The 10,564-nt window shown below is 71.1% G+C and carries 9 protein-coding genes; 7 read left to right on the forward strand and 2 right to left on the reverse strand.

Features of this window, described 5'->3' with window-relative positions:
- Position 1 precedes the first annotated feature (1 nt).
- From WMR31_RS15820 to WMR31_RS15845, 6 genes are all read left to right on the forward strand, one after another.
- Complete coding sequence (locus WMR31_RS15820; protein WP_340539828.1) at positions 2-892, forward strand: 3-hydroxyacyl-CoA dehydrogenase family protein; 891 nt, start codon at positions 2-4, stop codon at positions 890-892.
- A 23-nt stretch (positions 893-915) separates the two neighbouring features.
- Complete coding sequence (locus tag WMR31_RS15825) at positions 916-1,185, forward strand: acyl carrier protein (protein ID WP_340539829.1); 270 nt, start codon at positions 916-918, stop codon at positions 1,183-1,185.
- On the forward strand, positions 1,182-2,351 hold the full coding sequence (locus WMR31_RS15830; RefSeq protein ID WP_340539830.1) for an acyl-CoA dehydrogenase family protein: 1,170 nt from the start codon (positions 1,182-1,184) through the stop codon (positions 2,349-2,351). Before WMR31_RS15825 ends, WMR31_RS15830 begins: the two co-directional genes overlap by 4 nt.
- Positions 2,352-2,371: 20 nt before the next feature.
- Positions 2,372-3,433, forward strand: coding sequence for an HAD-IIIC family phosphatase (locus WMR31_RS15835; RefSeq protein ID WP_340539831.1), 1,062 nt, complete (start codon positions 2,372-2,374; stop codon positions 3,431-3,433).
- Positions 3,430-4,215: a thioesterase II family protein gene (locus WMR31_RS15840; protein ID WP_340539832.1), complete on the forward strand. Its 786-nt coding sequence runs from the start codon at positions 3,430-3,432 to the stop codon at positions 4,213-4,215. Before WMR31_RS15835 ends, WMR31_RS15840 begins: the two co-directional genes overlap by 4 nt.
- Before the next feature lie 116 nt (positions 4,216-4,331).
- Positions 4,332-6,521, forward strand: coding sequence for an MMPL family transporter (locus WMR31_RS15845; RefSeq protein ID WP_340539833.1), 2,190 nt, complete (start codon positions 4,332-4,334; stop codon positions 6,519-6,521).
- A 31-nt stretch (positions 6,522-6,552) separates the two neighbouring features.
- Here the strand turns inward: WMR31_RS15845 and WMR31_RS15850 are convergent, their stop codons facing one another.
- Positions 6,553-7,509 carry an aldo/keto reductase gene (locus WMR31_RS15850; protein WP_340539834.1) on the reverse strand — a complete coding sequence of 319 codons (957 nt, stop codon included), beginning with the start codon at positions 7,507-7,509 and terminating at the stop codon, positions 6,553-6,555.
- Between the two features lie 267 nt (positions 7,510-7,776).
- Complete coding sequence (locus tag WMR31_RS15855) at positions 7,777-9,216, reverse strand: hypothetical protein (RefSeq protein ID WP_340539835.1); 1,440 nt, start codon at positions 9,214-9,216, stop codon at positions 7,777-7,779.
- A gap of 44 nt (positions 9,217-9,260) precedes the next feature.
- Between WMR31_RS15855 and WMR31_RS15860 the strand changes: the two genes are divergently transcribed.
- Positions 9,261-10,220, forward strand: a complete 960-nt coding sequence (locus tag WMR31_RS15860; RefSeq protein ID WP_340539838.1) for a 2-dehydropantoate 2-reductase — start codon at positions 9,261-9,263, stop codon at positions 10,218-10,220.
- Positions 10,221-10,564: the final 344 nt, after the last annotated feature.

The raw sequence follows: 10,564 nt of genomic DNA on the forward strand, positions 1-10,564 counted from the left end.
CATGCAGACAAGCACGACGAACACCTCTGTCGGAGTGATGGGTGCCGGGGTCATGGGCTGCGGGGTCGCCCAGAATCTCGCCCAGACCGGGCACGACGTGATCCTGGTCGACACCAGCGAGGAGATCCTCGCCAGGTCGCTGGCCACGATCCGGCGCGATGTCCGGATGAGTCCCTTCCTGGGCGGGCCGGTGCTCGACGTCGACGACGTCCTCTCCCGGATCAGCACCGGGGTCGGCGCCGACGCCGTCGCCAAGGCCGACATCGTCATCGAGAACGTCAGCGAGAACTGGAGTCTCAAGCGCGAGGTCTACGGTGAGCTCGACGCCGCCTGCGGCGACGACACGGTGTTCGTCGTCAACACCTCGGCCATCCCCATCACCCGCGTCGCCTCGGCGACCACCCGGCCCGACCGCGTCATCGGCGTGCACTTCATGAACCCGGTGCCGGCGAAGCCCGCGGTCGAGCTCATCCCGGGCGTGCACACCAGCGACGACACGATCGAACGCACCACCGCCCTGCTCGCGGCGATGGGGAAGAAGGCGATCCGGGTCAAGGACTCCAGCGGCTTCGTCTCGAACCGGGTGCTGATGCTGACCGTCAACGAGGCCGCGTACTTGGTGTACGAGGGCACCGCGGACGCGGAGTCGGTCGATGAGGTCTTCCGCAGCTGCTTCGGCCACCCCATGGGGCCGCTCGAGACCGCCGACCTGATCGGCGTCGACACGATCCTGCACAGCGTCGAGGTGCTCTACGAGCACTACGCCGACAGCAAGTACCGGCCCTGTCCCCTGCTCAAGCAGATGACCGACGCCGGTCTCCACGGCCGCAAGAGCGGCCGCGGCTTCTACGACTACCGCACCCCTGACACCACCAACGTCCCCGTCGGCTGACCCATCGCACCCAGGAGGAACCCATGACCCACACGCCCGCCACCACCGACGCCGTCCTCGGCTTCATCAGCGCCCGCTACCCGCGCGCCGAGCTCACCGCGGACGACGACATCTTCAGCGTCGGCTACGTCAACTCTCTGTTCGCGATGGAGCTCGTCATGTTCCTCGAGAACACCTTCGGCGTCGTCGTACCCAACGACGAGCTGCGCATCGACAACTTCCGCACCGCGACCGCGATGACGCAGCTCGTCGCGCGGATCTCGGCGCACCCGCTCAGCGGGGTCGGCTCGTGATCGAACTGGCCCTGGTCGGCGACCCGGTTCTCGACGTCGTCCCCGTCGAGGACCGTGCCGGCGCCCGGGTCTTCGTCGACGCCCACATCGCGCCGCTGGCGAACGAGTTCGAGCGCACCGCGACGGTTCCCGAGACCGTGCTCGACGCGCTGTCGAGGGCCGGTCTGTGGGCGCCGTTCCTTCCCACCGACCTAGGGGGTCGCGGCGTCGACATGGTCACGCTCGGTGCGATCCACGAGGAGGTGGGCCGCGGCTGCTCATCGGTCCGCAGCCTCCTGACCGTGCACACCATGGTGGCCTGGGTGGTCAACCGGTGGGGCACACCCGACCAGCGCCACCACTGGGTGCCGCGCCTGGCCGACGGCAGCACGCTCGGAGCGTTCTGCCTGACCGAGCCGGGGGCGGGCAGCAACGCAGCCGACATCGCCACGGTGGCGGAGCAGACGCCCGACGGCTGGCGGCTCAACGGCACCAAGCGGTGGATCACCAACGGGCGCCGGGCCGACGTCTTCCTGGTCTTCGCCCGCACTGGCGCCACCATCGTGGGGTTCCTCGTGCCGCGGTCCACGCCCGGCCTGGAGGTCTCCGCGATCACCGAGGTCCTCGGGACGCGCGGCTCGATGCTGGCCGAGGTGCGGCTGCGCGACGTCGCGCTGCCCGACGACGCGCTGGTCGGGCCCCGTGGGTTCACCGCAGGCATGGTCTTGACCAGTGCCCTGGATCTCGGCCGGTTCAGCGTCGCGAACGGCTGTGTCGGCCTCGTCCAGGCCTGCCTGGACGCCTCGACGTCATACGCTCTGGAACGTCGGGTGGGCGGCACCGCCCTGTGGGACCTGCCACTCATCAGGTCCAAGATCAGCGACATGGTCACCGACGTCCGGGCGGCCCGGCTGCTGTGCACGGAGGCCGGTCGTCTCAAGGACGCCGGCGATCCGGCCACCGTGATGGCGACCTGGATCGCCAAGTACTTCGCGTCGGTGGCCGCGGCCCGCCACGCGAGTGAGGCCGTGCAGATCCACGGTGCCAACGGCTTCGGGCCCGACCATCCCGTGGCGCGGCTGTACCGCGACGCCAAGGTCATGGAGGTCATCGAAGGCAGCAACGAGATCCAACGCCTCACCATCGCCGACGAGGCCCTGCGCGGCCTGGCAGGGAGCCCCTCATGACCGCTCAGACAGTCGCTCCGGTGAGCGTCGACACAGTTCCGGCCAAGCCCCGCCAGGGACGGATCAAGTGCGTCGTGTGGGACCTCGACCACACGCTGTGGGACGGAGTGCTGCTCGAGGACGACGACGTCGTGCTCCGCACCGAGCTCGTCGAGCGCATCCGACTCCTCGACAGCTGGGGCGTCCTCCACACCATCGCCAGCAAGAACGACGCCGACACCGCCATGGCCAAGCTCGTCGAGCTCGGCATCGACGACCTCTTCCTCTGTCCTCAGATCAGCTGGAACCCCAAGTCGGAGGCGATCCGCGCCGTCGCCGAGACCCTCAACCTGGGGCTGGACGCCTTCGCGTTCGTCGACGACCAGGAGTTCGAGCGCGCCGAGGTCGCTCACGGTGCCCCCGAGGTCACCCTGATCGACGCCGCGGACGCGGCCGAGGTTCTCCTCCAGGAGGACTTCCGGCCACGGTTCGTCACCGACGAGTCGAGCCGCCGGCGCGAGGTCTACCGCGGCCAACTCGAGCGGGCTCGGGTCGAGCGTGACTTCGTCGGCACCTCGGAGGAGTTCCTTGCGAGCCTCGACATGGGCTTCGTCATCGAGACCGCCCAGCATGCCGACCTGCAGCGGGCCGAGGAGCTGACCGTACGCACCAACCAGCTCAACGCCACCGGTCGGACCTACTCCTTCGAGGAGCTCGAGGAGCTGCGGGTCTCCCAGGACCACGTCCTCCTGGTCGCCTCGCTGACCGACCGGTTCGGGAGCTACGGCACCATCGGCCTGGCCCTGGTCGAGAAGGGCGAGGAGAGCACGTGGCACCTGCGAATGATGCTGATGTCGTGCCGGGTGATGTCCCGTGGTGTCGGGACGATCCTGCTCCACCATGTGCTGCATCTGGCCCGCGAGGCGGGAGCCGGGTTGCGCGCCGATCTGGTCGAGACCGGCCGCAACCGGATGATGCAGGTGACCTATGCCTTCGCGGGCTTCCAGGAGATCGCCCGCGACGGCAGCCACGTGGTGCTCGAGGCCGACCTCGCGGTGGCCCACCCGTTCCCGTCCTACGTCAGGCTCGAGGTGCGCGGATGACGACACTGCCGACCGACGACCGGGTCCGTGCGTGGCTGCCGATGCGCAGCCAAGACGTCGCGGGCGACGCGGTCCTACTCTTCTGCCTGCCGCACGCCGGCGGTGGCGCCTCCGCCTTCCGTGGCTGGGTCGGCACGCACCGCGAGGTCGACGTCGTCCCCGTCCAGCCCCCCGGTCGCGAGGCCCGGATGCGCGAGCCCGCCTTCGAGCGCATGGACCCGCTCGTCGACGAACTCGTCTCGGTCATCGAGCGATCGGCCGCCGGACAGCCGTTCGCGCTCTATGGGCACAGCCTGGGAGCGCTGGTGGCCTACGAGACGGCGGTGGAGATGCGCCGACGGCGGATGCCGGCCCCGGTGCACCTGATCGTGTCCGGGGCACCGGCGGCGCACCGAGCCAAGGAAGGGGGCCGCGCCGTGTCGACCATGGCGACACCCCGGCTGGTCTCGATGCTCCGCAAGCTTGGTGGCACACCCGAGTGGGTGCTCCAGGACCCGGAGATGCTCGCGATGGTGCTGCCGGTCATCCGGGCCGACTTCGCCCTGCGCGAGTCCTACCGCTATCGGCGCGAGCCTCCTCTCGAAGTGCCGGTCACCGTGATCGCGACCCACGACGACGCCCGCGCATCCTTCTCGCAGCAGGCGCGCTGGACCGACCGATCCACGCGCCCCGGGCAGGTACACACCCTCACCGGTGGACACTTCGCCATCTTCGAGGAGACCGAGCGCGTCACCCGCCTGGTCCGCGACGCCCTGGTCCCGACCGCCGGTGGCAGGTTATGACCGCGACGACGCAGACAGAACTGGTCGGTCCCTGAGGCTGTTGCGCAGCGAGCCGGGCGCGCATCCTGGGGTATACACCGAGAAGGACGCGCTCCGCGCGGTGAGGAGTTGGGCTCATGCTGTCGTCTTGGGGGCAGATCGTCTACCGGCGTCGCCGGGTGATCGTGACGCTCGCCGTCGCGTTCCTGCTGTTCGCAGTGGTGTGGGGCACCGGCGTCTTCGCTCACATGACCGGCAACTCCAGCGTCACCGACGCCGGCAGCGAGTCGCAGCGCATCGGCGAGCGGATCGAGGCCGAACTGGGACCCCAGGGCACCGACTTCATCGGCCTCTACTCCAACGACGACCTCGACGTCGACGACCCCGCCTTCAAGGACGCCGTCGAGAAGATGGCGACGTCGCTGCGGGCCAGCGACGGCGTGGAGGCGGTCACGACGTACTACGACACCGGCAGCGACGCGATGCGGTCGACCGACGGTCATGAGACCTTCGTCGCGGTCCGACTCCTCGACGACGCCGATGACGACGCGATCAAGGACGTCCCGGAGGCGATGGTCGCGGGGTCTCCCCTGACCACGCAGGTCGGGGGCTCGGAGGCGGTCGACCTCAGCATCCAGGAACAGGTACCCGCCGACATCGCGCGCGCCGAGACGATCGCCATGCCGCTGCTCCTGATCGCTCTCCTGCTCGTCTTCGGTAGCGTCGTCGCGGCCTCGATGCCGTTGCTGATCGGCACGTTCGCGGTGCTCGGCGCCTTCACCCTCCTGCGGGTGATCGCGATGTTCACCGAGGTCTCGATCTTCTCGCTCAACATCATCACCATCCTCGGCCTGGGGCTGGCCATCGACTACGGCCTGTTCGTCGTCGGCCGGTTCCGCGAGGAGCTGCACCGCGGACGCAGCGTGGAGGACGCCGTCCAACGCACCATGGAGACCGCCGGCCGGATGGTGGTGATCTCGGGCGTGCTCGTCACGCTCGCCCTCTCCGGCCTGCTGCTCTTCCCCCAGGTGCTGCTGCGCTCGCTCGGCATGGGCGGGGCGGCCGCCGTGCTGTTCGCGATGCTCGCCAGCCTCACCGTGTTGCCGGCCATCTTGGCCATGCTCGGTCACCGCGTCGACGCCTGGCGCATCCCCTGGACCGGCCGACGGAGCGCCGCGGCCGTCGAGACCGATGCCGTCTCGGGGCGCTGGGCGAGCCTGGCCCACCACGTGATGCGCCGTCCGGTCGTCTATCTGCTCGCCTCGATCGCCGTGCTCGGCGTGCTCACCTATCCCTTCTCGCACGTGCGCTTCGGCGGCGTCGACGAGCGGATGCTGCCTGTCGACGCGGAGAGCCGGCTGGTGGCGGAGCAGATCGTGGCCGACTTCCCCGGCGGCAACCCACGCCCGATCCGTGTCCTGGTCAGTGGCGCCTCGCCCGCCGAGGCGCAGGACGTCGGCGCCGAGATCGCGGCCATCAAGGGGGTCGACTCGGTCGACCAGGCGGCCCAGTCAGGTCGCAGCACCCTGTTCTCCGTCGGCTACTCGGGCGATGCCAGCTCGGCCGCGGCCCTCGACGTCGTCCGCGACGTCCGCGCGCTCTCACCGCCCGGCGACTCCCAGATCCTGGTGGGCGGCAGCTCGGCGGAGGTCGTCGACCAACTGCAGTCCCTGTCGGGGCGGATGCTGTGGATGGCGCTGCTCGTCGCCGGCATCACGTTCCTGGTGCTCGCGATCGGCTTCAGGTCCCTGGTGGTGCCACTCAAGGCGATCGTGGTGAACGTGCTCTCGATCGGCGCGGCGTTCGGCGTGGTCACCTGGATCTTCCAGGACGGCCATCTCGCGGGCTGGCTCAACTTCACCCCGACCGGCTACATCGAGGCGAGCCAACCGGTGCTCATGGTCGCCATCTTGTTCGGACTGTCGATGGACTACGAGGTCTTCTTGCTGTCCCGGATCCGCGAGACCTGGCTCGAGACCGGCGACAACACCGCAGCGGTGTCGATCGGGCTGCAGCGTTCCGGACCGATCATCACCGTCGCCGCACTCCTGATGTGCATCGTGATCGGGTTCTTCTCCATGTCCAGCATCACGTTCCTCAAGATGATCGGCGTCGGCATGGTCGTCGCGATCCTCGTCGACGCCACCATCGTGCGCTTGGTCCTGGTTCCGGTCACGATGCGGCTGCTCGGCCGCGCCAACTGGTGGCTGCCCGGTGGCACGCGGCGCCACCCAGGTCACCACGTCGCGGACGACGCGACGGGGCACGTGCCCGAGCCGTCTCCTACGCACGACGGTCGACACCCGGCCCGAGTCGATCTCGCCTGAGCCTCCCGCGCGCGGACGGCCGCCGACCGCGCTACCAGCGGTCGTGGATCTCCGCGCGCAGGTGCCGGTCGTAGATGCCTGCGACCGCCTCCAGGAAGTCCGGCGGCAGCGGTGCGGCCGAACCGGCAGCGGCGTTGGCGCGCGCCTGCTCCGCCGTCCGGGCGCCCGGGATCACCGTGCTCACACCCGGCTGCTGCCACACCCAGGCGAGCGCGGCCTGCGCCGGAGTGAGGTCGAGCCCCGAGCCCGCGACCAGCGCAGAGAACTCCTGGGCGGCCTGGATCCCCGTGCCGAAGTCGACCCCGGAGAACGTCTCGCCGACGTCGAAGGCACTGCCGTCGCGGTTGTAGGTGCGGTGGTCGTCGGGGGCGAAGGTGGTCGTGCGGTCGTAGCGCCCCGACAACAGGCCCGAGGCCAGCGGGACCCGCGCGATGATCCCGATGCCGGCCGACTCGGCCGCCGGCAGCACGACGTCGAGCGGCTTGAGCCGGAAGGCGTTGAGGATGATCTGCACGGTCGCCAGGTGGGGCCGGCGCATCGCCTCGAGCGCCTGGTCGACCGTCTCCACGCTCACGCCGTAGGCCGCGATCGAGCCGTCGGCGACCAGCGCGTCGAGGGCGTCGTAGGTGGCGTCGTCGGCGATCGTCTCCGACGGCGGGCAGTGCAGCTGGACCAGGTCGAGCGTCTCGACGCCGAGACGCCGGCGGGAGTCGTCGACCCACGTCCGGAACGCCTCGGCCCGGTAGTTCTCGGGGACCTGCTCCACCGCGCGGCCCATCTTGGTGGCGACGGTGAACCCGGCGTCCGGGTGGGCGGCCAGGAAGGCGGCGATCGCGCGCTCGCTACGGCCGTCCCCGTAGACGTCGGCGGTGTCGTAGAAGGTGACCCCAGCCTCGGCCGAGGCCTCCAGGACGGCCTGCGCGTCGTCGTCGCTCACCTCGCCCCAGTCGGCTCCGAGCTGCCAGGTGCCCAGTCCGACGACCGACACCCTCCGACCGGTACGTCCCAGAATCCGAGTCTCCACGGCGCACACCGTACCCGCGCCGACGAAACCTCGTGAGGTCCTCCGACAGCCACGTCCCAACCGACCTCGCCAACGCCGGCAGCGCCGGTCGCCGGGGTTCCGTCAGCGCCCAGCGTCGGCAAGGCCCCCGGAGGTTGAGCAAGCCGGCGAGTGAGGAGCGAACTCGTCGGCGCCGACGAAACCTCGCAACCGACCTCACCAACGCTGGCAGCGACGGTCGCCGGGGTTTCGTCAGCGCTCGCTGGCGCTCGCTTGCTCAACCTCCGGCGGCGTGGCGGTCGACTGCTCAACCTCCGGCGGCGTGGGGGCCGCTTGCTCAACCTCCGGCGGCGTGGCGGCCGGGTGCTCGGCCTCCGGCGGCGTGGGGGTCGCCTGCTCGACCTCCGGCGGCGGTGTGGCGGCCGGGTGCTCGGGCGCGGGACCGGTCGACGGCTCGGCGTCCGGCGCGGCTGCGCCCGGCTGCTCGGCCTTCGGCTTCGGGCCGCGGCCGCGACGGCCACGGCGGGACTGGCCCCCCTGCTGGCCGGACTGGTCGCCTCGACCGCGGCGCTCCTGGCCACCCCGACCGCCGGGTCCGGCGGGGCCGCGGGTCTCGACGCGGCCGCCGAAGAACAGGTCGGCCGACCCGAGGATCAGTGGACCGGCCAGCGCCTCGGGGGAGAGCCAGAGCCGGCCGAACTCGTCGTCGTCGAGGACCGGGACGGCGACCCGCACGTCGGTGACGTCGACCTGGTGGTCGAACATCTCCAGCACCATCGGGTCGATCGCGCGCAGCGAGGCGACGACGTCGGCGACGGTGCGCTTGCGTGCGGCGACCAGTCGGTGGGCGAGTGCGTCGATCGACGTCGAGGAGCGACCGCGCGGCCGCTGGCCGGTGTCGAGCTGGTGCATGGCGACGCCGAGGGCGTCGAGGGCGATCTCGAAGACCTCGGTCCAGCCCTCGCCGCGAAGCACGATCTCGCGGGGCTCCGGCGCCCCCTTGCCGCCCTTCTTGCCCCGCTGCTCGTCGCGGCTGCGTCGGTGCGGACGGGTGAGCGCGATCGGCACGTCGACCCACGAGCCCCCCGGCTGCGGCGTGCTGCCGATCGCGACGGCGGTGACCTTGCCCCCGGCGAGCACGAGCGCGTCGGCGCGACCGAGCTGGCGCCGGTCGAGGCGGCTGAGGTCGGAGCGGTGCTGCCCGGTGGCCACCCCGTCGACGACGGCGGTGACGGTGCTGGAGTGGCGCGCCTGCTTCCAGAACTCCGCACCGTCACCGGGGACGCGGTCGAGCCCGAGGTCGACCATCACCAGGGGCTCACGTCCGGTGACGCCGAGTCTGCGCAGAGCATCGCGGAGCGGATCGGCCGCGGCAGGGACCCCTGCGTTGACGGCTTCGACGACGGCGAGCCGGAACGCCTGGGTGGACAGCCCGACGTGGGGGCGGAAGAGCCTCGCGGCGTCGGCCAGCGACGTCGTCGCGAGGTCGACCTCGGATCGCTCGGCCTGCGCGGCCAGGACGGCGGCCACGGCGAGGCGCACGACCTGCTGGGTGCCCCAGTCGCGCGGGCTGATGCTCCACTGTTCGGCGCTGCGCTCGGCGAGCACCGCCAGCTGACGGTCCGAGGGGCGCGGGGGGACGCCGAGCCGGCGGGCGGGCAGGATCAGCTCACGGGACAACGACTCGGCCATGGCCAGAACCGTAGACCTCGGGCCTATCCTCGGCACCTGTGAGGGTGTGCATAGTGGGCGCTGGCGCGATCGGCGGCTGGATCGGGACGCGGCTGGCCGCCACGGGTGCGGCCGACGTCTCGGCGATCGCGCGCGGCGCGACCCTGGCCGCCCTGGACACGCACGGCTGGCGCCTGGAGGAGCACGGCGAGCTGATCGCCGCGCCCGCCCGCGTCGCCGCCAGCCCGGCCGACCTCGGCGAGCAGGACGTCGTCGTCCTGGCCGTGAAGGCGACGTCACTCGGCTCGGCGCTCGACCTCGTCGCCCCGTTGTGCGGGGCGGAGACGGCTGTGGTGCCGTTCATGAACGGCGTGCCGTGGTGGTTCGCACCGGACCTCACGCTCGACAGCGTCGACCCGGGCGGCCAGATCGCGGCCGCGGTGCCCTACGAGCGGGTGATCGGCGGCGTCGTGCACGCCAGCTGTGCGAGCATCGAGCCCGGGCTCGTCCGGCACGCGACGGGCAACGGCCTGATCGTCGGCGAGCCGGCCGGAGGCCCGTCGGCACGGGTGGCCGCGCTCGGCGACGTGCTCCGGTCCGCCGGCTTCGAGGTCACCGAGAGCCCGGATGTGCGCCGCGACGTCTGGTACAAGCTCTGGGGCAACATGACGATGAACCCGGTCACGGCGTTGACCGGCGCCACGGGCGACCTGGTGCTCGGCGATCCGCTGGTGCGTGAGCTGTGCTCGACGGCGATGCGCGAGGCCCAGGAGATCGGAGCCCGCATCGGATGCCCGATCGCGGAGACTCCCGAGGACCGGCACGCCATCACCAGCAGGCTCGGTGCGTTGCGGACCTCGATGCTCCTCGACGTCGAGGCCGGACGACCGATCGAGCTCGACGCGCTGATCGGCTCGGTACACGAGCTCGGCCGGCGCCTCGACGTCCCGACCCCGGCGATCGATGCGCTCTTCGGCCTCACCCGGCTCTTCGGACGAGTGCAGGGGCTGTACCCCTCGTCCTGACCGTCCCCGGCGCTGGGCTGAGGAACGAAGCCGCGAGGGGCGAGACGAAACCCTCGCGAGCACTCGGAGGTTGAGCAAGCCGGGCGGGCGAGGAACGAGCCCGCCTGACAGTCGGCTGCCGACGAAACCCTCGCGAGCACTCGGAGGTTGAGCAAGCCGGGCGGGCGAGGAACGAGCCCGCCTGACAGTCGGCCGCCGACGAAACCTCCCAACCGACCCCGGAAACGTTGGCAGCGCCGGTCGCCGGGGTTTCGTCGGCGCTCGCTGGCTGTTCTATACCGCGAGGTTGGTGACACCGGGGGTGCGGGTGACTGGGGGTCTTCCGGCTAGTGCGGTGTGGGGTC

It is taken from the genome of Nocardioides epinepheli (assembly GCF_037936805.1).
GTDB lineage: Bacteria > Actinomycetota > Actinomycetes > Propionibacteriales > Nocardioidaceae > Nocardioides.

Bases quoted from the DNA above. Each gene is read 5' to 3' on its own strand.
- WMR31_RS15820 (WP_340539828.1), top strand. From the start codon at position 2: ATGCAGACAAGCACGACGAACACCTCTGTCGGAGTGATGGGTGCCGGG.
- WMR31_RS15825 (WP_340539829.1), top strand. From the start codon at position 916: ATGACCCACACGCCCGCCACCACCGACGCCGTCCTCGGCTTCATCAGC.
- WMR31_RS15840 (WP_340539832.1), top strand. From the start codon at position 3,430: ATGACGACACTGCCGACCGACGACCGGGTCCGTGCGTGGCTGCCGATG.
- WMR31_RS15845 (WP_340539833.1), top strand. From the start codon at position 4,332: ATGCTGTCGTCTTGGGGGCAGATCGTCTACCGGCGTCGCCGGGTGATC.
- WMR31_RS15855 (WP_340539835.1), bottom strand. From the start codon at position 9,216: ATGGCCGAGTCGTTGTCCCGTGAGCTGATCCTGCCCGCCCGCCGGCTC.